General features: G+C 70.3%; 20 protein-coding genes and 1 pseudogene. 16 read left to right on the top strand and 5 right to left on the bottom strand.

What is annotated here, in order from left to right; all coding sequences use genetic code 11:
- Positions 1 to 10: 10 nt before the first annotated feature.
- The 9 genes from QQK22_RS17055 to QQK22_RS17020 all read left to right on the top strand — a co-directional run bounded on the left by QQK22_RS17055 (position 11) and on the right by QQK22_RS17020 (position 9,426).
- A complete protein-coding gene (locus QQK22_RS17055; RefSeq protein ID WP_284252345.1) occupies positions 11 to 2,806 on the top strand; it encodes a hypothetical protein in 2,796 nt (931 codons plus the stop codon).
- Positions 2,806 to 3,609, top strand: coding sequence for a hypothetical protein (locus QQK22_RS17050; RefSeq protein ID WP_284252343.1), 804 nt, complete (start codon positions 2,806 to 2,808; stop codon positions 3,607 to 3,609). Before QQK22_RS17055 ends, QQK22_RS17050 begins: the two co-directional genes overlap by 1 nt.
- Before the next feature lie 6 nt (positions 3,610 to 3,615).
- Positions 3,616 to 3,918: a hypothetical protein gene (locus tag QQK22_RS17045; RefSeq protein ID WP_284252341.1), complete on the top strand. Its 303-nt coding sequence runs from the start codon at positions 3,616 to 3,618 to the stop codon at positions 3,916 to 3,918.
- A gap of 825 nt (positions 3,919 to 4,743) precedes the next feature.
- The gene (locus QQK22_RS17040) at positions 4,744 to 5,010 is read left to right on the top strand and encodes a hypothetical protein (protein ID WP_284252339.1); all 267 of its coding nucleotides are present in this window, start codon (positions 4,744 to 4,746) and stop codon (positions 5,008 to 5,010) included.
- A gap of 102 nt (positions 5,011 to 5,112) precedes the next feature.
- Complete coding sequence (locus QQK22_RS17035; protein WP_284252337.1) at positions 5,113 to 6,153, top strand: M23 family metallopeptidase; 1,041 nt, start codon at positions 5,113 to 5,115, stop codon at positions 6,151 to 6,153.
- Positions 6,154 to 6,836: 683 nt separating this feature from the next.
- Positions 6,837 to 7,154 (top strand): type II toxin-antitoxin system RelE/ParE family toxin, encoded by a 318-nt coding sequence (locus tag QQK22_RS17030; RefSeq protein ID WP_284252335.1) that lies wholly within the window; start codon positions 6,837 to 6,839, stop codon positions 7,152 to 7,154.
- Positions 7,155 to 7,168: 14 nt separating this feature from the next.
- Positions 7,169 to 7,879 (top strand): helix-turn-helix transcriptional regulator, encoded by a 711-nt coding sequence (locus QQK22_RS17025; RefSeq protein WP_284252332.1) that lies wholly within the window; start codon positions 7,169 to 7,171, stop codon positions 7,877 to 7,879.
- A complete protein-coding gene (locus tag QQK22_RS19465; RefSeq protein ID WP_431310200.1) occupies positions 7,789 to 8,262 on the top strand; it encodes an ImmA/IrrE family metallo-endopeptidase in 474 nt (157 codons plus the stop codon). Before QQK22_RS17025 ends, QQK22_RS19465 begins: the two co-directional genes overlap by 91 nt.
- Positions 8,263 to 8,727: 465 nt before the next feature.
- Positions 8,728 to 9,426 carry a helix-turn-helix domain-containing protein gene (locus tag QQK22_RS17020; RefSeq protein ID WP_284252329.1) on the top strand — a complete coding sequence of 233 codons (699 nt, stop codon included), beginning with the start codon at positions 8,728 to 8,730 and terminating at the stop codon, positions 9,424 to 9,426.
- On the opposite strand, the gene QQK22_RS17015 is transcribed toward QQK22_RS17020, so the two are convergent.
- Positions 9,389 to 10,720, bottom strand: a complete 1,332-nt coding sequence (locus QQK22_RS17015) for a tyrosine-type recombinase/integrase (protein WP_284252327.1) — start codon at positions 10,718 to 10,720, stop codon at positions 9,389 to 9,391. The two genes, QQK22_RS17020 and QQK22_RS17015, sit on opposite strands and share 38 nt — an antisense overlap.
- Before the next feature lie 861 nt (positions 10,721 to 11,581).
- Here QQK22_RS17015 and QQK22_RS17010 point away from each other — a divergent pair.
- The 5 genes and pseudogenes from QQK22_RS17010 to QQK22_RS16995 all read left to right on the top strand — a co-directional run bounded on the left by QQK22_RS17010 (position 11,582) and on the right by QQK22_RS16995 (position 17,567).
- Positions 11,582 to 14,056, top strand: coding sequence for a DUF7927 domain-containing protein (locus QQK22_RS17010; protein ID WP_284248464.1), 2,475 nt, complete (start codon positions 11,582 to 11,584; stop codon positions 14,054 to 14,056).
- Positions 13,939 to 15,330 (top strand): DUF7927 domain-containing protein, encoded by a 1,392-nt coding sequence (locus tag QQK22_RS17005; protein WP_431310174.1) that lies wholly within the window; start codon positions 13,939 to 13,941, stop codon positions 15,328 to 15,330. Before QQK22_RS17010 ends, QQK22_RS17005 begins: the two co-directional genes overlap by 118 nt.
- Positions 15,270 to 15,494 (top strand): annotated as a pseudogene (locus QQK22_RS19460) (DUF7927 domain-containing protein); the annotation flags it as partial. The gene QQK22_RS17005 and the pseudogene QQK22_RS19460, both read left to right, overlap by 61 nt.
- Positions 15,495 to 15,627: 133 nt before the next feature.
- Positions 15,628 to 16,170, top strand: a complete 543-nt coding sequence (locus QQK22_RS17000; protein ID WP_284248462.1) for an isopeptide-forming domain-containing fimbrial protein — start codon at positions 15,628 to 15,630, stop codon at positions 16,168 to 16,170.
- Positions 16,095 to 17,567, top strand: coding sequence for an isopeptide-forming domain-containing fimbrial protein (locus QQK22_RS16995; protein WP_284252438.1), 1,473 nt, complete (start codon positions 16,095 to 16,097; stop codon positions 17,565 to 17,567). The genes QQK22_RS17000 and QQK22_RS16995 overlap by 76 nt, the downstream gene beginning before the upstream one ends.
- A gap of 78 nt (positions 17,568 to 17,645) precedes the next feature.
- Here the strand turns inward: QQK22_RS16995 and QQK22_RS16990 are convergent, their stop codons facing one another.
- Complete coding sequence (locus QQK22_RS16990; RefSeq protein ID WP_284248460.1) at positions 17,646 to 18,041, bottom strand: SRPBCC family protein; 396 nt, start codon at positions 18,039 to 18,041, stop codon at positions 17,646 to 17,648.
- 115 nt (positions 18,042 to 18,156) lie between these two features.
- Here QQK22_RS16990 and QQK22_RS16985 point away from each other — a divergent pair, with 115 nt between their 5' ends.
- On the top strand, positions 18,157 to 19,134 hold the full coding sequence (locus tag QQK22_RS16985; RefSeq protein ID WP_284252436.1) for an LLM class F420-dependent oxidoreductase: 978 nt from the start codon (positions 18,157 to 18,159) through the stop codon (positions 19,132 to 19,134).
- A gap of 56 nt (positions 19,135 to 19,190) precedes the next feature.
- Entirely contained in the window at positions 19,191 to 19,697 is a 507-nt protein-coding gene (locus QQK22_RS16980) for a LapA family protein (protein ID WP_284248458.1), read from the top strand.
- Between the two features lie 19 nt (positions 19,698 to 19,716).
- On the opposite strand, the gene QQK22_RS16975 is transcribed toward QQK22_RS16980, so the two are convergent.
- The 3 genes from QQK22_RS16975 to QQK22_RS16965 are packed head-to-tail and all read right to left on the bottom strand — an operon-like array spanning position 19,717 to position 22,785.
- Positions 19,717 to 20,538 (bottom strand): carbohydrate ABC transporter permease, encoded by an 822-nt coding sequence (locus QQK22_RS16975; protein ID WP_284252324.1) that lies wholly within the window; start codon positions 20,536 to 20,538, stop codon positions 19,717 to 19,719.
- Positions 20,535 to 21,488, bottom strand: coding sequence for a carbohydrate ABC transporter permease (locus QQK22_RS16970; RefSeq protein ID WP_284248452.1), 954 nt, complete (start codon positions 21,486 to 21,488; stop codon positions 20,535 to 20,537). Before QQK22_RS16970 ends, QQK22_RS16975 begins: the two co-directional genes overlap by 4 nt.
- A complete protein-coding gene (locus QQK22_RS16965; protein ID WP_284248450.1) occupies positions 21,481 to 22,785 on the bottom strand; it encodes an ABC transporter substrate-binding protein in 1,305 nt (434 codons plus the stop codon). Before QQK22_RS16965 ends, QQK22_RS16970 begins: the two co-directional genes overlap by 8 nt.
- Between the last annotated feature and the right edge of the window lie 88 nt (positions 22,786 to 22,873).

Here is a 22,873-nt window from a genome sequence, read left to right as displayed (position 1 = left end):
GCGGTCCCCGGTGGTTCGCAGACTCGACCTGACCCGCACCCTCCCGGAGACCCTGCGCGGCCTGCAGCGCGCCGCGACGGCGTCCCTGACCCGTCCCGCGGGCACGATCGTGGCGCGGGGCGACGACGGTACCCGGACCGTGATCGGCGCGGACGGGGTGGCGCAGTGGGTCGGGGACACGACCCCGCCCCCGGTCCCGTCCGCGCCCTCGGTGACGGCGGGGCTGGGGTCGGTGACGGTCACGTGGGATGGGCTGTGGGCCGGTCCCGGTGAGGTGACGCCGTCGGACTTCTCTCACGTCGAGGTTCTGGTCGACGGGGCCACCCAGGGTCGCCTCGCGGGGCCTGGCGAGGCGGCCGTGGTGGCCGGCCTGGGCCTCGACGTCGTCGTGGCGGTCGCACTGGTGTCCGTCGACTCCGCTCGTGACCAGCGCGGCTTCCCGGCACCGAACCGGTCGCTGCCGTCGGCGACGGTGACGGCCCGGACCCTCGAGGGAGTCGATGCCGCCGAGGTGGGCCGGGTCCTGACCGCGGTGCGTGGCGAGATCGAGGAGACCGGTCGCGAGCTCGACCAGCGGTTCGCGGAGGCGATGACCGCTGCCGGTGACGCACTGTTCGCGGCGAACGGGAAGAACCGTATCCAGCGGTCGTTGTTCGAGCCGTCCGGTGTGGGCGGCCAGGTGGGCGACCTGTGGTGGCAGTACGCCGACGACACGTTCCGCGTGGTGATCGGCCAGTGGGTGTGGTCGGGGGCTGCCTGGACTCAGATGGCGCTCGGTCATCCGGCGATCGCGTCGGTCGACGTCGGTTCCCTCACGGTCGCCGGCCAGGCGGTACTGGCACAGGCTGTCGTCGACGCGCTGTGGGTGCAGGTCGTGCGCGCGCGGAAGATCACGACCGACATGCTGCTGGTCGGAGGCGGGCTCAACCTTGTCGAGGACAGCTCGCTCCAGGACCCGTCGAAGTGGAACGTCCCCGCGGGCTCGACCTGGGGGTCCCCGGGAACAGTCACCATCCCGAACTCCTCCGGGGCCCGAGGCATTTCGCCGCGGAACCGGTTCTACCTCGACACCTCTACGCGCGTGCGGGTCCGCATCGGCGTCGTGCCGTCGGTCGCGACCCCCGCGAACCGGCTGAAGGTCGTGACGTGGACAGGGCCCGCGACCCCGCCCCCGAGTGGGAACCCGACGATCGAGTTGGGGAACGAGCAGACGGACGTCACCCACGCAGCGATCGCCGCGAACGCGACCGGCTACCTCGAGGGCGTCATCACCCTGCAGCCGGGCCGGACCTCCGTCGAGCTGACCATCCCTGCCGCGCAGAACGGGACCCTCCGTGTCATCTCCTACGAGGTCGTCGAGGACATTCCCTCGCTGATCGTCGACGGCGGGATCACCGCTCGCCACATCCTCGCGTCGTCGGTCACTGCCGACAAGATCGCGGCGAACGCCATCACCACGGTGAAGATCGCGGCGGAGGCGATCACCGCAGGGAAGATTGCCGCGGACGCCGTGACGGCGTCGAAGATCGCTGCTGACGCGATCACGACGCGGGCGCTGGCGGCGAACTCGGTGACGGCCTCGGTGCTCTCGGGGACCGCTGTCGACGGCAAGACGGTGACCGGCGCGACCATCCAGTCCTCGGCCACCTGGAACCGTGGCGTCAAGGTCAACGACAACGGCATCCTCGCCTACAACGCCAACGGCGACCGGATGTTCTGGCTCGACTCCGCGACCGGGTTCACCGAGATGGTCGGCGGCTTCCGGACCGCGAACGACGGGCCGCGGCTGCGGGCCTACAACGGCGAGTGGGGCGGCTACATCCGCTTCTACACCGACCCCGTCGGCGCAGCGAACTACGACCTGAACTGGGCGCACATCTACGCCCAGCGCGGGTCGCAGTCCTCCTCCGGCCAGCGCGAGATGCGCATGGCCCTCGCTGGCTACAACCAGGGCTTCAACCACGGGTCGGTCGGGATCACCGAGGACGGCGCGGACATCGCCGCGAACCGTCCCGCCTCGAACTTCCACAACGCCCGGATGCGGGTGCGCCAGAACTCCTCCTGGGACATCTCCACCTGGAACAACAACGGCCTCGCGCTCACGAACACCTACGTGAACGCGGACGGCTCGTGGAACTTCGGCGGCACCGGGAACGGCCGGATCACCTACGAGGCGAACTCCGGCAACTCCGGGTACGGCTCGGTCGTGATCCGCAAGGACGGCGGCCACTTCATCCACCTCGACGCGAACGGGTGGACCTACCTGCGCGGCAACGCGAACGTGTCCGGCGCGTTCACGGTGAACGGGTCGAAGAACTTCGTCATGGACCACCCCGTCAAGAAGGGATGGTCGCTCAAGCACGCATCGACGGAGTCGCCGCACAACGGCGTGGAGTACTGGTCGGACGAGCCCGCCGTCGTCGGCCCCGACGGGACCGTGACGGTGGAGCTGCCGGACTACTTCGGGCCGCTGACTTCGATCGTCGGCCGCGCCGTCTTCCTCACCCCGCACGGGCCCGACGGTGGCCTGTGGTCGGAGGAGGTCGAGTCGGCCGGGTTCGTCGTGCACGGCACGCCCGGGACCCGGTTTTCGTGGCTGGTCAAGGCCCGCCGCGTGCAGTTCGACAGCCGAGGCCGCGACCGTCTCGCGTTCGAGGTCGAGTACCAGGGCACCCCCACCCCGACGCCGTCCTCCATCACGGAGCCGCCGCCACCGCCAGCCGCACCGGCGAAGGAAGTCCCCGCGATGGGCGGCGAGTTCGCCGGCCCCCAGCGCCCACGCAACGAAGAACAGGAGACCCCCTGATGGCCTGGTACCTGTCCCCGGCGCTGCAGCAACTGCGCGCGCAGATCAACGCGCTGTGTCCGGGACGTGACCGGCGGTCCGACGGCGCGGTGGGTGACACCTCCCACCAGGCCCGCCCGTCCGACCACAACCCCGCCCGGGACTCGACACCGCCGGGCATGGTCCGAGCGATCGACATCGACGAGGACCTCACCGGACCCGGCGGCCCGACCGACGGCCCCGCGGCGGCGCTCGTCGCGGCGATCATCACCGACCCGCGCGTGGCCTACGTGATCTACGAGGGCCGCATCTGGCAGAACCCCGCCGTGTTCAGCAACGGCGGCTGGCGCAGGTACTCGGGCGTCAACGCCCACCTGTCCCACGTGCACGTGTCCGTGCGCCGTGGTCGCCAGTGGGACTCCGACACGCGCCCGTGGCCCATGCCCGGCTCGAGCACCACCACTCCCACCCCGTCCGAGGAGGACACGATGACCCCTGCACAGATGGCCGAGCTCAAGGATCACCAGACCGAGCAGACCGAGCGCATGGCCCGGTTCCTGACCGGCGTCGACACGGGTAAGCCGCTCGTAGACAAGGACGGCAACCCGGCCACGCTGACGGGCCTACGGGAATCGCAGAGCGTCCTGTGGCGTCAGGGCAACGACTCGCACGCCCAGGTGGAGCGCTTCTACCGCCGGCAGGAGCAGATCCACGCGTGGGAGAAGGCGACCGCGTCCAAGGACCCGGCGGCGATCGCGGCGCTCATCCCGGCCGACCTCGCCAAGCAGGTCGTGGACCTCCTCGCCGCCCGCATCAAGGGCTGAGCCGCAGTGGCTGACGACGTCACTCTCGGCGAGCTCGGGAGGCGGATCAACGATGTCGGCGGTGACGTCAAGGAGCTGCGGAAAGAGGTCGTCGGCCGCCGTGAGTACGAGGAGTCCCAGCGGGGCACGAACCTGCGCCTGACGACGGTCGAGGCGAAGGTGATCGCGCTCGAGGCGGACGTGGAGACCGAGCGCAAGGAACGGGCCGCGGCCCGGGCGCAGAGGGGGATGCAGGTGGCGCTGATGATCGCTGGTCCGATCGTGGCGACGGTGGTCGCGTTCATCGTGGGTGGGGGGCTGATCCGATGAGGCGCATCTCGGGATGGACGTGGGCGACGATCGCGATCGGTGTCCTGACGGTGGCCGCGGTGGTGTTCGTGATCGCGGAACAGGCAGCGACGGTGCAGCGCAACCGTGCCCTGTACGACGACCTCATGGTCCGGTACACGGAGCTGTACGACGAGGCTGTCCGGAGTGGTGTGGAGCCGGTGGCCCCGGAGCCGAACGAGGTGGAGTCGACGTCGCCTGCCGGGTTGCCGGGGACGCAGGGTCCGCCGGGGCCTCAGGGCGCGCAGGGTTCCCCCGGTGCGCGCGGTGTGCCTGGTGAGGCCGGTGCGGATGGTTCGCCGGGTGAGCGGGGCGTGGATGGCCTGAACGGGTCGACGGGTCCTGCTGGCGGCGTCGGCCCGCCTGGTCCTGCTGGCGCGAACGGGGTGCCGGGTCTGCCTGGTCCTGCCGGTGAGGCGGGCGTCGAGGGCGGCCCAGGTCCTACTGGTGTGGCAGGTCAGGACGGCGCGACGGGTGCTGCTGGTCCTGCGGGCGCGACCGGTGCGGCGGGATCGACCGGTGCTGCTGGACCTGCTGGCCCGGCTGGTGCTGATGGCTCTCCCGGCGCTCCTGGCTCTCCCGGTGTGGATGGCCGCGGCCTCGCTTCCCTCACGTGCCAGGACGACGGGTCCTGGCTCATCACGTACACGGACGGTGCGACGTCGACCACGGCTGGCCCGTGCCGCGTCCCTGACCTTCCCCCACCTCCGGCTCCTGAGCCGCCCCCTATCGAGGAGACACCATGACCACTCCCCCATCCATTCTCTGCCGCTGTGGCGGCGTGTCCTCGCTCTCGAGCCCGCCGTGGTGCGCGGTGTGATCGGTGCGGTGGTCGCGCTCGGCCTGATCTGGGGCGTCGACCTGACCCCGTGGGGTGACCGCCTCACGCAGACGGCTGATGTCGTAGGGACGCTGGTCCTGCTGCTGACGCCGCTGTGGGTCCGACAGGGCGTCACCCCGGCTGCCGCGGTGGTCGCGAAGGTCGACCCGGACAGTGGCGCGGTCGTCGCCGGCCCTGCGAACCCCGATGACCGGACGAGGCGCGAGTACCGCGCGCAGCAGCACGGTCGCTAAAAGCGCCGTACTCAAGAGGCGATGGCAGTCGCGCGGATCACAGTTGCGTAACTCTTTCCTAACTTACCTTTGGGTCTCCTGAGAATCTGGCAGCCTGCTCCTGTGATCAAGAAACTCCGGTGGGCGCTGATCCCACTAGTCCTCGTCCTCTCCTCCCTCGTCGCTCCCGCCAACGCGGCGACGGTGACCTACGCGAAGTACACCTGGTCTGACACCGTCTACCGAGTCACCGACGGCCAGGCCCAAGCCATCGACTACAACACCTGGGTCGCAGCCGGCCGCCCCACCCCCACCACCAACAGCGTCATCCCGGGCTCCTACCTCTACAAGTGGGGCACGCATCAGAACATCGGCCTCATCGACCCCACCGGTGCCTACCACTGGCTCTCCAGCGCTGAATGGAACGCCCTCGGCACCCCCGGATACGCCAACCGGAGCAACGAGGGCTTCGTCAAGCTGTCCTGGGACAGCAACATCGCCCGCATGACCGACCTGAACGCCGGTCAGGGCTACCCCATCAACCTCGCCACATGGCGCGCCGAGAACTCCCCTGAGCCCCGGGTGGCCAACCGCTTCACGGGCGACCAGTTCTACAAGTACGAGGGCTCCGACGACATCTGGTACGCCGGCCCCACGGTCAACCGCGTCATTACCTTCGCGGAGTGGCAGGCAGCTGGATCCCCTGCTCCTCGGGTCATCGCCGCGCAGTGGGCGAACCCGATCACCGGGAGGGTCCAAGGCAACTACGGGCAGGACCGTGGCAGTTACACGCACTACGGCGAAGACATCGCGGCCCCGCGAGGGACCGCCGTCCGCGCTACCGGATCCGGCACAGTCGTGAGGACCAAGACGGGCGTCGCCGAAGGCAGCACCGCTTCCAACGGCGTGCTCTCCGGGCGCACCGGTAACGCGATCATGGTCCACCACGACGACGGCACGGCCAGCTACTACGGCCACCTGCAGAACGTGAACGTCAGCATCGGTCAGCGCGTCACCGCCAACCAGCAGATCGCGACGTCCGGCAACACCGGCAACTCGACCGGGCCCCACCTGCACTTCGAGATCCATCTCCGCCAGGACGGCAACTCGCCCACCAACCCGAGGACCTTCCTCCTCAACCGCGGGGTCACGCTCGGCTCCTAGCGGAGCCACCTAGCAGGTCAGCACGCGGCCAGCCGGTTCAACCGCCCGGGCCACTGGGCCCGTCGCTCCTCTACCCGGTCAGGTCGCGCTCCCCTACGCTCATCCGTGTCGCCGCAAGTCCGTCCCCTCGGTACGACGGCGATAGAGCCCGAAGCGCCCCGCTCACCCTTCACGGGTGGGCGGGGCGCTTTGGCGTCTAGGTGCCGTCGCAGGCCTAGGGGGGACAATGCCTACGACGGCACTTGCGAGCGTAGGTCCGCTCTTACCCGCGCGCCACCGGAATCGCTCCGCAAGCTCGGTGCCCGACGGGTGGTGGATGCTCTGGACCAGGGGCGAGCCCCGACATCGACCTTCGAACCATGACTGACGAGACGATCACACGCGCGAGTTCGGCACCGAGCTCCACCGCTGGCCGAAGACGATCCGGGCCTGGCTCCGCGCCACCTATCCCCGCAGCGGGGACTACCACCAGCAGCCCTAGCACCTCAGCCGCGAGCAGGCCGACGCCGTCCGCGCGTACTTCGGCACGCGATAGACCGTGCAGCGTCGCTGGGGCGTCGCTCGCACCTGGGCGGGCCTCCAGGTCGGCATGTGACTCGGGCAACGTTTAGATTGTTCACTGACGTGGAAGACAACGAGGTTCGAGTACGTTACCCTGTAACGAGATCGGTGACAGCGCCCAGATGCACGTGGAGTACGACAGCAACGATCTCGAGCGTCTGTGTACCGACGAGAAGGAGATGAAGCGCGAGCGCTCAGACCTAGTTAAGAAGCTGCCGCTACGCATCAAGGCGCTGGAGGAGGCGCAGTCAGTCTCCCACCTGAAGGAACACGACCCGCTCGGGCACTGGCATCAGCTAACCGGGGACTGGGAAGGGCACTGGGCAGGGAGTGTGTCCAAAAACCATCGAATCATCATTCGCCCCGAGGGTGTCGCACGCGACGCACTCGGGGAAGCAGTGTTTGTAACCGTCGTCGAAGCCGGCTATGACTATCATTAAGGGAGGGCCTAGCGATGAGTACTACTAACTACGCCGTTGCCCCTGGCGCTTACCTCGAAGAATGGCTCGAAGACGAGGGCCTCTCGCAGGGCCAGGCTGCCGCAATGCTTGGGTACAGCCGCAAGCAGGTCAACGAAATTGTGAATGGTCGTGCCCCGATTACCCCTGACGCGGCAACTCGACTCGGACGTGTAACTCCAATCCCGGCCGAGTCCTGGCTTCTCCACGAGGCGAAGTATCGCTCCGATCGAGCCCGAATTCTCGATGAAGAGCGCCTAGCGGAGCATGCGGGCGAGATTCACGCCAACGCTGCAGCATACTTGCGTGAAATTGGTTTCACGCAAGCTACAAAGCGCAGCCCTGGCAATCTGGTCTCCGATTTTCTCGCTTTTCACCGATTCGGCACGTGGGAGGCGTATCAGGAGTCACACGAGGTCGAGACCACGGGTGAGTGGGCCCTGGCCGCCCTGAAGGAGAGCAAGTCCCTGGTCGACCAGACACTACTCACTACCTGGCTGCGCGCCGGTGAGATGACCGAAGCATTCGAGCTCGGTCAGACTTGCACGTACGACTCCGAAAAGCTGGAATCCATGCTCCCGGAACTTCGGGAACGAGCGGCGCGTCCTGACGACACATTACTCAAAGACTTGAACTCGATGCTCTTGCAAGCCGGCGTCATCTATCTGATGGTGAAGCCACCGCAGCGCTTCCCCTTTATGGTGTAACGCGCTGGATCAATGGGCGGATCCCGGTCATTCAGCAAACCGGTCGTAGATGCGGTGACGGATTCGTAATCTGGACTTTCTTCCACGAAATCGGCCACCTCTTGCACGACCCGCGAGGTGAATTGCATCTAGAGTTTCAGAAGGAGTCTCAGCGAAACAGCGCGGCCGAGAAGCGCGCCAATGCGTTCGCCTTCGAGACTCTCTTTGGAGACGAAGGCCTTGCCCCCTTCAAGGGGCTCACGTACAGCAGCCAGATTGCGCGCGTGGCAAAGCAGGTAGGAGTTTCGCCTGGTACGGCAGTGCACCAGCTTCACCGCAAGCGACTTCTTCACTACACCTACTGCAACGACCTGACCGTGAATCTGGAAGGCACCTTCTCCTGAGGGTTATCTCGAACGATGTCGTACTCGCGTGACAGCCTCACCTCATGCCCGGCATCTTCATGGACGTCCCCACCTGGGACCACGAGCGGCAGCGCCTCCGCAACCGGGGCCGCCCTTCGCGGGCACACTGGGTTCATGGTGAGAGCACGCAAACCGACCCAGTTCTTGCATGAAGCGGAGCCGAACACAGTCTTCCGCCTCCCTGTCGTGGCGTACGACCTTCAAGGAGCGAGCGAGGCGAGCGGGCTGTCGAGGACCACCCTCCAGACCGCGATCCAGCGAGGCGATCTCGTTGCTCGCTACTACAACACGAAGCCGCTGATTCTCGCTGACGAGCTCTACTCGTTCGTCGCTCATCTGCCGACGGAGTCGTCTCGGCACCGTCCTACATCGATCTACGCCCGCGAGTACGACTAGCCGACTGGCCCCGGCGGTCTCTACCGTCGGCGTCATGAGCCGGCACCCTTGGCGATCGCACTGGAGCGCCACACCTACTCCCCGAGCGGTGAGCGACGCAGCAACGAGGTGACCATGGTCCGCGTCCCGATCAACGACGAACCTCGCATGCTGAGTGCGAAGGAGGTCGCCGATCGTCTCCAGGTCGAGACGACCTGGGTCACCAGGCAGGCATCCGACGGGCTCCTGCCGGGGTTCCGGCTGGGCAAGCGCTGGCGGTTCGATCCGATCGAGATCGCCGACTGGCTGGTTGCGCGGCAGAACCGTCTCGTCCCCGAAGCCCCGCCCATGCGTCGGCGCTTCGCCGACTACCCCATGAGGCCGGTCGACCTCGACCCACCAGCATCGATCGACCTGCGAGACCACCTCACATCGGACCAGGTCGCCGACGCCATCCGCGTCCCGGTCGGCGCAGTGCGCGGATGGATCCAGTCCGGTCTCCTGCCCGGATACCACGTCAGCCGCAAGTGGTTCGTAGCGCCAGCGGTGTACGACGAGATGGTCGAGATCCTGCGCGACGGAGAACGGCTTGCCCTACTAGCAGTTGGCGGCGCGCGCACGGGATGGGCCCGCGACTGCCTCGAGAGCGAGATGCTCGACCGCCGCAACGGCTTCCTGCACCTCACCCCCGAGAGTCACCGACGCGGCGGTGGACCCCCGATTCGGTGGGTCAACCGGCGTTCCCAGCGATCGCGGCCGTCCGAGTAGGAAGCGCGGCACCCCACGCCTTGGCGACAGCGTTCGCCGCAGCCGCGCGCTCCTCCTCGCGCACGTGGCGGTAGATCGCGGTGACCTCGGCGGACGAGTGCCCGACGATCTCACCCACGAGTTGCGCGTCGCCGTGGGTCGCCTCCATGAGGACCGTGACGGCGGTGTGCCGGGCCCAGTGGCCCGTCATGGTGGTCCCGCCGGGCACGGCGTGCTCCGCGGAGATGAGGCCCGCCGCGACCAGCAGTTCGCGCCACTCCTGACCATCGACCTTTGGGCTGATCGGCCGACCGTTGCCGTCGTGCCACACGAGGCCGTGGGGGTTCGGCTGGTCGGCGGTAAGCGCGAGGTGTGCCCGGATCATCTCGGCGAGCTGCGGGATCAGGGGCGTCACGCGTCCGGTCTTCGACTTCGGTCGCGTCAGGTGCCAGCGCCCGTCGACCTGGCGCATCTCGAAGTCGTCGGGGATGACCCACTGTGCGCTCGGGCAGAGGGCTGCTCGCACGCGCCCGCACATCCCGCCGCAGCCGTGACGGCGGGAGAGTTCCTCGAGCTTCCAGTTGACCGCGTAGTAGCCCATCAACGCCTCGTCGCCCGCAACCCCGAGGTCGAGGTCGGCGATCGAGGCTCCGAGCACCTCGGTCTGGCGCGCCCCGGTGAGCATCTTGAACCACCAGCGGGCACCTCTACCGTCGGGCAGCTCGGCGGCGACCTCGAGGAGGCGGATCGCTTGGGCGGTCGTGAACGCGCCGCGCTTCGCAGCGACGGCGGTCGACCGTCGAGCCTTGGGCGCGGGAGCGTCATCGGCGACGTTCGTCCGGCAGAGGCGATCCTTCCGCGCGGCGTCGAGCATGAGGCGAATGACGACGTGCGATTGCCGCGCGGTAGAGGTCGCGAGCCCCTTATCCATGATCGCCGTGCGCACCGCGGCGACGTCGGAAGGCTTGAGGGCCGCGACCTTGATCGAGCCGATTGCGGGGAGCACGTGTCGGCGCACGAGGCTGGCGTAGGTCGAATACGTCTTCGGGTCGATGTCGCGCTGCGCCAGGGCTAGCCAGCGTGGGGCCCACTGCTCGACCGTCACCTTCTTGTCGATCGGTGCGCCGTACTCCGCGATCTCCTCGCGGGCGGCGTCCATCTTGTCGCGAGCGCCCTTCTGCGTCCGTGACGTGGCGGACCAGACGAGCGGCTTGCCCGTCTCGGGGTCACGTCCGTAGGTGACGGTGGCTCGCCAGAGCTTGCCGTCGCGGATCCGGTACAGGCCGCCGTCGCCGTGGCTACGCTTCTTCGGCATCGCGTCTCCCCGCGTCTCCCTGAGTGCGGTGCACACAACGGTGCACACATGTTCGTGCGGGTGCGAGTCCCGACTATGCGGACACCCTACCGTCGCTAGGCCCGGAATACCGCCGATCTGACGGGCGTCTTGCGGGACGCCGACACTCTCATCCTACCTCGAGCATCTGACTACGGATCAGAAGGTTGGGGGTTCGAGTCCCTCCGGGCGCGCTCGTTGAGACAGCGACGCGGAAGCCCCGCCAGCCCACGGCTGGCGGGGCTTCTGCGTTCCCTGCACACGACCGGGCGAGGCACCCGTGAGGGGGATCACACGATCCTTAGGCGGAACCTCAGAGAACCCTGAGTGTCTCCGTCGGCGGCCGAACGCTCGATCGCCCGACACCACGCCCAACAGCGCTACCACGATCGCCGAGACGCTTCATCAGCTCATCGCGCCCTGTGCTGGAACAAGCGCGAGCCTGATATTCCCTTACGTTTAAACTCACGTCGATTCGAGATTAGCTCAGGAAGTGAACGCTCACTTCCACAGCACCTGCATGAATTCTTGAGGTTCGGTCGATCACCCGATTCCCTACCCGAGCGGGGTGCGAAAACCAGGCACTACTGTGCTGCCAACGCCGGGCTCGCACCCGGCGTCCGGCAGGGGGATCCACCGAGCCACGACCAGGCTCACGTCTCGACGCCATCGGCGGCGAGGCGGTGTTCCGACGCGCGGGTGCCGTCCCGCGCGACTGCTGTCGACGACGATGCGTCGGGCTCGGGGGCCCGGTCGGAAATGGTGGTGGGGAACGTGGGACGAGCAGTACGCCCGGTGCGCGACGACATTGTCAGGACGAGGAGGCGTCGCCTCGGCGGTGCGTTGTCCGCAGCGCTGATCGCATTCCCGCTCCTCGCGGGAGTGGCCCCCGCCGTCGCCGAGCCGCAGGTCGCCGGCACCACCACGGCACCGGCCGCCGCACCGACGGACGGTTCCTCGCCGACGCCCGCGTCGGCGTCCTCCCCGGACGCGGCCACCGCCCCCGGTGACGGCTCCACGGGTGCGCCCGCGGACGCACCGGCCACCGGCACCACATCGTCCGGCGCCGCCACGTCCGACACCGGCTCGGACGACACCGGCTCGGACGCCGTCGCGCCCGACGCGGCCGCGCCGTCGACGGATGCCGCCCGCTCCGGCGCGCCGACGCCCGCGGACGTTCCGGCCGCCACGAGCGCACCGTCCGACACCGACGGCGCGGTGAGCCCGATGTCCGTCCCGGTTCCGCCTGCCGGGAGCGCGGTCATCTCCGTCCGTGTGGGCGGCGACCGCCAGCCCGACACCTCGGTGGCCGGCCTACCCGGGGTGACGCTGGCTCTGTTCGGAGCCGGGACCCCCAACGCCGGCTCGCTGACGGCACCGACGCAGGGGACCCCCGGCCCGGCGTACGACCCGAGCTGGGCGTGGAGCCGCTGCACCTCGGACGCCGACGGTGACTGCAACTTCGTCATCCCGATCCGCCCCGGGGCACCGTCTGCCACCGGCGTGCCCCAGGACACGCGGTTCTGGGTGCAGCAGGTCGGGGCCTCGCCCGCGAACTACTACAGCAACCCGACCGTCCGTCTCGGCGGATTCCTCGCAACCCCGGAGTTCGCGTGGGGCTACCGCTTCCGGACCGGGACGGAGCTGCGTGCCGGTGCCACCTACCGCTCGACCGACCCTCTCCTGCCGGACGCGTCGTGGACCGACGCGAACGAGGGCGATCGCGGCTTCATGCGGAACCGGACCGATGCGAGCGCGGAGGGCCAGGAGCGCTCGAACATCGGCCGTACCACCGGCGTGTGGAGCCAGTCGCGCGTCAACCCGACGCCTGCGCGCCAGTGCGGCATCGACGTCGCCGTCGTGACCGACACCTCGGGCTCGCTCGGCCCGGGCGGGATCGCCGATGCGAAGGCCGCGATGGACGCCTTCGTCGACGGGTTCCGCGGGACGCCCACGCGGATGTCCTTCTTCTCCTTCTCGACCACCAGCCCGGGAACCCTCGCGAGCAACCACCCCGCCCCGCTCCGCGTCACCACCGAGGCGGAGGCCGCGACTGCCAAGGCCCAGTACGCGGGATGGCAGTCGCAGGGCGGGACGAACTGGGGACGTGGCTTCTTCGAGGCGGCGTCCGCGGCGACGGACTACGACCTGGTCGTGCTGCTGACGGACGGTAACCCGACCATGGTCGGACCCAACCCGCCCTCGAGCTCGAGCACGTACAACAGCTACCAGGACATCGACGGCGGCATCGCGTCCGCCAACGCGGTGAAGGCCACCGGCGCCATGGTGCTGGCCGTCGGCGTCGGGCCGGGTCTCACCGCCAACAGCGAGCTCAACCTGCGTGCCATCTCGGGCACGACCCGCGGCACCGACTACCTGCGTTTCTCGGACTTCGACCAGGCGGCCGCCGCGCTCGAGGCGCTCGCGCAGGGCGACTGCCAGGGCAGCATCGAGGTGCGCAAGATGATCGTCCCGCAGGGCGGCACGATCGACCAGGCGACCCCCGCCCCCGCCGGCTGGGAGTTCACGGGCTCCTCGACGGCGCCCGGTACGCAGGTCACCGACCCCACGACCGTGACGACGCAGGAGGGCGGTGACGGTCGCGTCACGTTCGGCCTCAACTTCGTCAGCCCGGCCGACTCCGGTGCCGTGCAGATCCTCGAGACCCAGCAGCCGGGCTACGAGCTCGTGCCGGTGGACGGGGCCAACGCCGTCTGCCTCGACGAGTCCGGTGCGCAGGTGCCGGTGACCAACGCCGGGACGGCGACCACCCCCGGCTTCTCGGTGGTCGGCGCCCGTGACGTGCAGGTGAGCTGCACGGTCTACAACCTCCTGACGCCCGCCCCGGGCTTCGAGGTCACCAAGACCGCCGACCCCGCCTCCGGCACCAGCGTCCGCGGCGGCGACACCATCACCTACACGGTGACGGGCAGCAACACGGGCAACACGACGCTCGACCCCGTCTCGCTCACGGACGACCTCTCGGGCGTGCTCGAGCACGCCACGATCACCGCCGGACCCACCGCGTCCGCCGGGGCCGCGCCCGTCCTCACGGGGACGTCCCTGGCCTGGAACGGCACGCTCGCCCCCGGCACGTCGGTCTCGCTCACCTACACCGTGACGCTGGACGACGACGTCGCCCCCGGCACGGTGGTCGCCAACGTGGCGCAGGGCTCCGGCACACCGCCGGTCGGCCCCCGATCACGCCGCCACCGGTCACGACCGAGCACCCGGTCCCCGGCTTCGAGCTCGCGAAGACCGCGAGCCCGCCGTCCGGCTCGACCGTCCAGGCGGGCGACACCATCACCTACACCGTGACCGGCACCAACACCGGCGCCACCGCGCTCGACCCGGTCACGATCACCGACGACCTGTCCGACGTGCTGGTCGGCGCGACGCCGACCGGCACCCCCGCCGCGACCGTCGGTGACGCACCGACCCTGGACGGGACGACCCTCAACTGGACGGGTGCGCTCGCCGTCGGCCAGTCCGTCACCCTGACGTACACGGTCACGGTGGACGACGACGTCGCGGCCGCCACGATCCTGACCAACACCGTCAACGGTTCGGCGCAGCCGCCGGGACCCGTCCCGCCGCTCACGCCGCCCCCGGTCTCGACGCAGCACCCCGTGCCCGGCTTCGAGCTGACGAAGACGGCCGACCCCGCCTCGGGGTCCACGGTGAACGGTGGCGACACGATCACGTACACCGTGACGGGCACCAACACCGGGGCGACCGTGCTCGACCCGGTCACCATCACGGACGACCTCTCCGCGGTGCTGTCCGACGCCGAGCTCACGGGTACCCCGACGGCGACGGTGGGCGACGCCCCCACGCTCGCGGGCACGACGCTGACCTGGACGGGCGCTCTCGCCGTCGGCGGGTCCGTCACGCTCACCTACACGGTCACGGTGGACGACGACGTCGCCGCCGGGACCGTCCTGACCAACACGGTCACCGGCTCCGCGCAGCCGCCGGTCGACCCGGAGGACCCGGACCGACCGGTTCCGCCCCTCACACCGCCGCCGGTCTCGACCGAGCACCCCGTGCCGGGCTTCGAGGTCACCAAGTCCTCGGACCCCACCACCGGTTCCACGGTCCGGGCGGGCGACACGATCACGTACACCGTGACCGGCACGAACACCGGCGCCACGGTCCTGGACCCGGTCACCCTCACCGACGACCTCTCCGCCGTGCTGACGGGTGCCACCCTCACGGGCGCACCGACCGCCTCGCTCGGCGACGCCCCGGTCCTGGCCGGGACGACGCTGACCTGGACCGGATCGCTCGCCGTCGACGAGTCCGTCACCCTGACCTACACGGTCACGGTGGACGACGACGTCGCGGCCGGCACGATCCTGACCAACACGGTCACCGGTGTGGCGCAGCCCCGGGGGACCCGGAGGACCCGGACAACCCGGTGCCCCCGATCACCCCGCCCCCGGTCTCGACCGAGCACCCGGTGCCCGGTTTCACCGTCGCGAAGGCGTCCGACCCCGCCTCCGGCACCCTCGTCGAGGGCGGTGACACGATCACCTACACCGTCACCGGCACCAACACCGGCGCCACGATCCTGGACCCGGTCACGCTGACCGACGACCTCTCCGACGTGCTCGACGCCGCCGCGTACAACGGCGACGTCGTCGCCCTCGTCGGCGACACCGAGGCCGGAACCGTCGAGCTCGACGGGACCACGCTGAGCTGGACCGGGTCGCTCGCGGTCGGCGAGTCCGTCACCCTGACCTACACGGTCACCGTGAACGAGGACGTCGCGGCCGGCACGATCCTGACCAACACGGTCACCGGTGTGGCGCAGCCCCGGGGGACCCGGAGGACCCGGACAACCCGGTGCCCCCGATCACCCCGCCCCCGTCACCACCGAGCACCCCGTGCCCGGCTTCGAGATCACCAAGGCCTCCAGCCCGGTCTCCGGCTCGACCGTCGACGCCGGCGACACCATCACGTACACGGTGACCGGCACCAACACCGGCGCCACCGCGCTCGACCCGGTCGTGATCACGGACGACCTGTCCGACGTGCTCACCGGCGCGACCCTCACGGGCGCACCGACGGCCTCGACCGGCGACGCCCCGGAGCTCACCGGCACCACGCTCACGTGGACCGGCGCCCTCGCCGTCGGCGAGTCCGTCACCCTGACCTACACGGTCACCGTGAACGAGGACGTCGCGGCCGGCACGATCCTGACCAACACGGTCCAGGGCTCCGCGCAGCCCCCGGCGACCCGGAGGACCCGGACAACCCGGTCCCGCCGATCACCCCGCCCCCCGTCACCACGCAGCACCCCGTGCCCGGCTTCGAGATCACCAAGACCTCGAACCCGACCACCGGCTCCACGGTGCAGGGTGGCGACACCATCACGTACACCGTCACCGGCACCAACACCGGCGCCACCGAGCTCGACCCGGTCGTGATCACGGACGACCTGTCCGACGTGCTCACCGGCGCGACCCTCACGGGCGCACCGACGGCCTCGACCGGCGACGCCCCGGAGCTCACCGGCACCACGCTCACGTGGACCGGCGCCCTCGCCGTCGGCGAGTCCGTCACCCTGACCTACACGGTCACCGTGAACGAGGACGTCGCGGCCGGCACGATCCTGGTGAACGCGGTCGAGGGCTCGGCCCAGCCCCCGGGTGACCCGGAGGACCCGGACAACCCGGTCCCGCCGATCACCCCGCCCCCGGTCAGCACCGAGCACCCCGTGCCCGGCTTCGAGATCACCAAGACCTCCAGCCCGGCCTCCGGCTCGACCGTCAACGGCGGCGACACCATCACCTACACCGTCACCGGCACCAACACCGGCGCCACGGTCCTGGACCCGGTCACGCTGACCGACGACATGGCCGCCGTGCTGGACGCCGCCGCCTACAACGGCGACGCCGTCGCCCTCGTCGGTGACACCGAGACCGGAACCGTCGCCCTCGACGGGACCACCCTCACCTGGACCGGCGCCCTCGCCGTCGACCAGAGCGTCACCCTGACCTACTCGGTCACCGTGAACGACGACGTCGCCGCCGGCACCGTCCTGACCAACAGCGTCACGGGAGAGGCGCAGCCCCCGGGCGACCCGGAGGACCCGGACAACCCGGTGCCGCCGATCACCCCGCCCCCGGTCACCACCGAGCACCCCGTGCCCGGCTTCGAGATCACCAAGACCTCCGACCCGGCCAGCGGCTCCACCGTCCGAGCCGGTGACACGATCACCTACACCGTCACGGGCACCAACACCGGCGCCACCGTGCTCGACCCGGTCACCCTGACCGACGACATGGCCGCCGTCCTGAACGCCGCCACCTACGACGGCGACGCCGTCGCCACCATCGGCGGCGCGGAGGCGGGCACCGTCACCCTCGACGGGACCACGCTCACCTGGACCGGCGCGCTCGCCGTCGACCAGGAGGTCACCCTGACCTACTCGGTCACCGTGAACGCGGACGTCGCCGCCGCCACCGTCCTGACCAACACGGTCACGGGCGTGGCCCAGCCCCCGATCGATCCGGAGAACCCGGACCGGCCGGTCCCGCCGCTCACCCCGCCCCCGGTCTCGACCGAGCACGAGGTGCCGCCGGCACCCGACGCTCCCCCGAGCCCGACGCCCACCCCCACCCCGACGCCGACGCCGACGCCGACGCCCACCCCGCCGTCGCCGTCGTCCCCGCCGGTGGCGCCCGCTCCCCCGCGACCGCCGCTCGCGATCACGGGTGCGGACGTGATGTGGGGCCTCGCCGCCGCGGCGCTCCTCGTGGCCGCGGGCACCGGCGTCGTCGTCACGCGACGCCGCCGGGCGGAGCAGTCGCAGGGCGACTGAGCACCACCCGCACGCGAGAGGCCCCGCCGGCAGCTAGCCGGCGGGGCCTCTCGCCGTCGCGCTCCGGTGGGGCGTCGCTCAGGCGCGCCGCTCCACGAGCGCGGCGAGCCGCTCGAGGTCCGCCGCGACGACTCCCGCGTCCCGCTCGAGCTCGGCGTCGGACATCGCGAGCTGGCGCACCGTGAACAGGACCTCGGCGCCGTCGGGGTGCGCCACGACCCGCATCGGGTTCGTGACGACCGTGCCGTCCGGCAGCGTCACGTCGTGGTCGAGCACCCCCAGGTCGTTGCGTGAAACGAAGCGCACCGTGACCTTTCCCATCGGGGAGGCCACATGCAGAAGGTCGCCCTCGCGCACGACGTCGGCGCTCGCCAGGCCCGACGCCCATGCCGGGAGGCGGTCCGGATCGGACGCGACCGCGTAGACCTCCTCGGCCGAGGCGGCGACGACCCTGCTGACGTGGATGCTGCGCATGCCCCAGTCTCTCCCCGCCCACGCGCTCCTGACCATCGCCGTCCTGGACATCCCCGCCGCCCCGCCGGAGGGTGGAGAATCAGGCCAGCCGGCACCACGACGTCAGGAGACGACGATGTCCGCACGATTCGGCTACACCCTCATGACCGAGCAGAGCGGTCCGCTCGACCTGGTCCGCTACGCCACCGCCGCCGAGCGGATCGGCTTCGACTTCGAGGTCTCCAGCGACCACTACTCCCCCTGGCTCACGAGCCAGGGCCACGCGCCCTACGCGTGGACGGTGCTCGGCGCCGTCGCGCAGGCGACCGAGCGCGTCGAGCTCATGACGTACGTGACGTGCCCGACGATCCGGTACCACCCCGCCGTCGTGGCGCAGAAGGCCGCGACCCTGCAGCTGCTGAGCGAGGGCCGCTTCACCCTCGGTCTCGGTTCGGGCGAGAGCCTGAACGAGCACGTGGTCGGCGACGGGTGGCCCTCGGTGCACGAGCGCCAGGACATGCTCGAGGAGGCCGTGACGATCATCCGCGAGCTGCACACCGGCGAGCTCGTGACCTGGGAGGGCGACCACTTCCGCGTCGACTCGGCCCGGGTCTGGGACGTGCCCGACGGCGGTGTCCCGATCGCCCTGGCGGTCTCGGGCGAGCAGTCCGTGGAGCGCTTCGCGCCCCTGGGCGACCACCTCGTGGCCGTCGAGCCCGACGCCGAGCTCGTCGCCGACTGGGACGCGCGCCACCCCGGCGGCGCCTCCCGCAAGATCGGCCAGGTGCCGATCAGCTGGGACCCCGACCGCGACGTCGCGATCGAGCGCGCGCACGAGCAGTTCCGCTGGTTCGCGGGCGGCTGGAGCGTGAACGCCGACCTGCCGACGCCGGCGGGCTTCGCGGGGGCGACCCAGTTCGTGCGACCCGAGGACGTCGCGCACAGCATCGCGTGCGGACCGGACCTCGACGAGCTCGCGGCGAGCGTGGTCCCGTTCCTCGAGGCGGGTTTCACCGACGTCGCGCTCGTCCAGATCGGCGACGTCGCCCAGCAGCGCTTCCTGGACGAGGCGGCCGGGCCACTCCTGGAGAAGGTCCGCGCGCTGGCGGGCTGACGCGCCCGCGAGCAGGAACCTGTACGGCGGTCGCGGGCAGGCGTAGGTTCGCCGGTATGACGACCCCCACCAGCCCGCAGCCGCAGCCCGACCGCACGCCGCTCCCGCCCACGGTCGCGGCACCCGACGTCGAACCGTCGCCGCGATCGACCGGGACCCCGGGCACCACGCCGTCGGGTACGACGTCCTCGCCCCGCACGGGCGCGGGCACGACCGCCCCGGGAGCCGGCAGCGACAAGACTTCGGCCAAGCCGACCGGCAAGGGCGGCCGGGACGGACGCCCCGCGGCCGGCAAGCGCACCGACGACGCCCTGCACACCCGGACCGCCTCGGTCTGGGTGGGCCTCATCGTCGGCGTGCTCGTGCTGATCGCCCTGGTGATCTTTCTGCTGCAGAACACCGAGATGGTCGAGGTCAACTTCCTGGGCGCGACCGGGACGGCGCCGCTCGCCGTCGTCTGCCTGATCGCCGGGATCGGCGTGGGTCTCGTGGTCCTCGTGGTCGGTGCGCTGCGGATCGGTCAGCTGCGCCGTCGGGTCAAGCACGACCGCCAGGGCCGCTGAGGCGCCCGCCGAACCATCCTCAGCGGATGCCGCTGCGCGCGAACCCCGCGATGAAGTAGCGCTGGAACAGCAGGAAGACCAGCGCGATCGGGACGATGTTGACCAGCGCGAACGCCATCGTGGCGCCGTAGTCGCTGTTCGCCTGCCCCTGCAGGTAGAGCAGTCCGATCGGCAGGGTGAACAGCCGGTTCTCGCGCAGCGCGATCAGCGGCCAGGCGAAGTCGTTCCACGAGGACAGCAGGCTCATGAACGCGAGCACCGCGATCAGCGGCCGGGCGAGCGGCAGCACGATCCGCACGAACGTCGTGAGGTGACCCGCGCCGTCGAGCCGCGCCGCCTCGATCAGCTCGCGCGGGATGCCCTGGAGGAACTGGCGGGCCAGGAACAGGCCGAACGCGTTCGCCGTCGTCGGCAGGATCACGGCCCAGTACGTGCCGTAGAGGTTCGTCTCGGTGATGATCCGGAACAGGCCGACCATGATCACCTGCACCGGGAGCACGATCGTGGCGAGCGCGACGAAGAACAGCGCCGTCGACCCGCGGAAGCGCAGGTGCGAGAACGCATACCCGGCGAGCAGGCTCGTGCTGACCGACAGCACCATCACCACGAGCGAGATCGCGACGGAGTTGCTGAACCAGGTCGCCACCGGGAACGAGGAGAAGACGCGCTCGAAGTTCTCCAGCGTCACCTCGCGCGGCCACAGCCGCAGCGCCCCGCCCCCCAGCAGCTCCGCCCGCGTGGAGAACGCGACCGCCAGCATCCAGTACAGCGGGGAGATCGTCACGAGTCCGACGACGGCGATCACCACCGTCCGCCACACGATCCCGCGCCGGGCGTTCACTCGGTCACCTCCCGGGTCCGGCTCGCGCGCCACTGCGCGGCGGCGAACATCATCGCGAACAGCAGCAGCACGAAGCCGATCGCCGCGGCGTAGCCCTGGTCGCGCGTGACGAACCCGGTCTCGTAGGCGTAGGTCACCAGGACCGACGTCGCCCCGGCCGGCCCGCCACCGGTGAGGACGAACACGATGTCGAACACCTGGAAGGAGTAGATGACGTTGAGGACGCCGAGGAAGAACGTGGTGGGCCCCAGCAGGGGAACGGTCACGTTGCGGAACCGCTGCACCGCGTTCGCGCCGTCGAGGCGCGCGGCCTCGTAAAGGTCGGGCCCGATGCCCTGCAGCCCCGCGAGGTAGATGAGCATGGTGAACCCCGTGCGCCACCACACGGTGGCCACCACGATCGTCACGAAGGCGGGCACGGCGTCGGACTGCCACGTGATCGGGTCGATCCCGACCGTGCCGAGCAGGCGGTTGAGGATGCCGGAGTTCTGGTCGAACACGAGGACCCCGATGAGGCCGGTCGCCACTCCCGAGACCGCCATCGGCAGGATGATGAGCGAGCGGAAGATCCCCCGTGCGGGCAGCGCCGTGTTGAGCAGCACCGCGATCAGCAGACCCAGCAGCATCGAGGCCGGGGTGACGATCGCGGTGAACAGCACGGTGTTGCCGAGCGAGCGCCAGAACAGCGCGTCCCCCAGCAGCCGCGAGTAGTTCGCGAGGCCGACGAACTCCCCCGTGCCGAACCCGTCGGTCCGCTGCAGGCTGACGAGCAGCGCACCGGCGAGCGGGAGCAGCACGAAGATGCCGAGCAGCACGTAGCTCGGCGTCAGGAAGCCGTAGGCCGCGAGCGCCTCGGCACGGGCGCCGGGGCGCCGGGCGCGGGATCGCACCGGCGCCGGTGCGGACGCGACGGCGGTGGTCGGCACGCCCGTCGCGGTCGCCTCAGGCACCGGTGGCGGCCGCGATCCCGCTGCTGAGGTTCGCCACCGTCGTCGCCGCGTCCTGCGACCCGGCGAAGGCGAGGTCGAGCTGCTCCTTGAGCACCGGGATGATGGCCGACATCGACGGGCTCGCGACCTGCGCCACGTCCTGCGCCTGCACGACCCCGGCCTGCGCCGCGAAGATCGGGGCGAGTTCACTGCGCACGTCGAACTCGAGATCGTCGTTGAGGAGATCGCCCCGCGTGGGCAGCAGCGACGCGGCGCGGCAGAAGTCGCGCATCGGGTCGGCGTCGGTGACGAACTCGAGGAACGCCGCGGCGAGCTCGGGCTGGGCGGTGTCCGCCGTCGCCACGAGCGCGTTGCCGCCGAAGTCGCCGCCGCCGCGCACGCCGCGGGGCGCGTAGGTGGCGGTCCAGTCGAACGAGGCGGTGTCCTGCGCGTCGGGCAGCTGGAACGCCCCCGACCAGACCATCGCGACCGACTGCGAGAACCACGACTCGCTCGCGTAGCTGGAGGAGGCGATCGTGTTGTTGGCGGGCACGTAGCCCGAGGAGAAGAACGAGGAGGAGAACTCGACGGCGGCGCGGCCGGCGTCGGAGTCGATCAGCGGCGTGACCTGGTCGGCGTCGAGGAACGCGCCGTCGGCCTGGAACAGCAGGCTGAGCCAGCGCGTGACGCCGTTGCCCTGCCAGTTGTAGGCCCACGGGCTCGTGCCGGCGGGCAGCCCCGCCTTCAGGCGGTCGCCGATGGCCGCCAGCTCCTCCCACGTCCACGCGTCCTCGATCCGCTCCGGGATCTCGGTGACGCCGGCGGCGGTCATGAGGTCGCGGTTGACGAGGATCGCGGAGGTGTCGGTGTGGTGCGGCAGACCGTAGGTGCCCTCCCCGTTCTGGACCGCCGCCCACGCCTGGGGCGTGAACGCGTCCTGGCGGCCGGAGGTGAGGTGCGGGGACAGGTCGAGCAGCTGACCGCGGCCGGCGTACGCGCCGAACGTGTAGTACGGCACGCGGAAGATGTCCGGCGGGTTCCCGGCCTGCAGCTGGGCGTCGATGTTGGTGAACATCTGCTCGTACGGGACGGCGTTGAGCTCGACGGTCGAGCCCGGGTTGGCCTCCTCGAACGCCGCGATCGCGGCGCGGAAGCCGGCGAGCTCGGCGTCGGTGCCCCAGGTGGTGAAGGTCAGGGTGTCGGTGCGGCCCGACGGCGAGGACTGCTGCGTGAACCCGCAGCCGGCCAGGACCACCGGGACGGCGACGGCGCCGAGCCCGAGGAGGAACCCGCGGCGCGAGGGGATGGTGAGGGACACGGTGGCTCCGATCGTCGAGCGGCACCGGGGCGGGCGGCGCCGTCGGAGCGGGGTCCCGATCCGGGACCCCGCTCCGAGCGCCACACTA

It is taken from the genome of Litorihabitans aurantiacus, assembly GCF_030161595.1.
GTDB classification, from domain to species: domain Bacteria; phylum Actinomycetota; class Actinomycetes; order Actinomycetales; family Beutenbergiaceae; genus Litorihabitans; species Litorihabitans aurantiacus.
Note: the sequence above shows the minus strand (reverse complement) of the source record. Positions and strands in the feature narration are given on the sequence as shown.

Bases quoted from the DNA above. Each gene is read 5' to 3' on its own strand.
- QQK22_RS17015 (WP_284252327.1), bottom strand. From the start codon at position 10,720: ATGCCGAAGAAGCGTAGCCACGGCGACGGCGGCCTGTACCGGATCCGC.
- QQK22_RS17025 (WP_284252332.1), top strand. From the start codon at position 7,169: ATGAGTACTACTAACTACGCCGTTGCCCCTGGCGCTTACCTCGAAGAA.
- QQK22_RS16990 (WP_284248460.1), bottom strand. From the start codon at position 18,041: ATGCGCAGCATCCACGTCAGCAGGGTCGTCGCCGCCTCGGCCGAGGAG.
- QQK22_RS16980 (WP_284248458.1), top strand. From the start codon at position 19,191: ATGACGACCCCCACCAGCCCGCAGCCGCAGCCCGACCGCACGCCGCTC.
- QQK22_RS16985 (WP_284252436.1), top strand. From the start codon at position 18,157: ATGTCCGCACGATTCGGCTACACCCTCATGACCGAGCAGAGCGGTCCG.
- QQK22_RS17050 (WP_284252343.1), top strand. From the start codon at position 2,806: ATGGCCTGGTACCTGTCCCCGGCGCTGCAGCAACTGCGCGCGCAGATC.
- QQK22_RS17030 (WP_284252335.1), top strand. From the start codon at position 6,837: ATGCACGTGGAGTACGACAGCAACGATCTCGAGCGTCTGTGTACCGAC.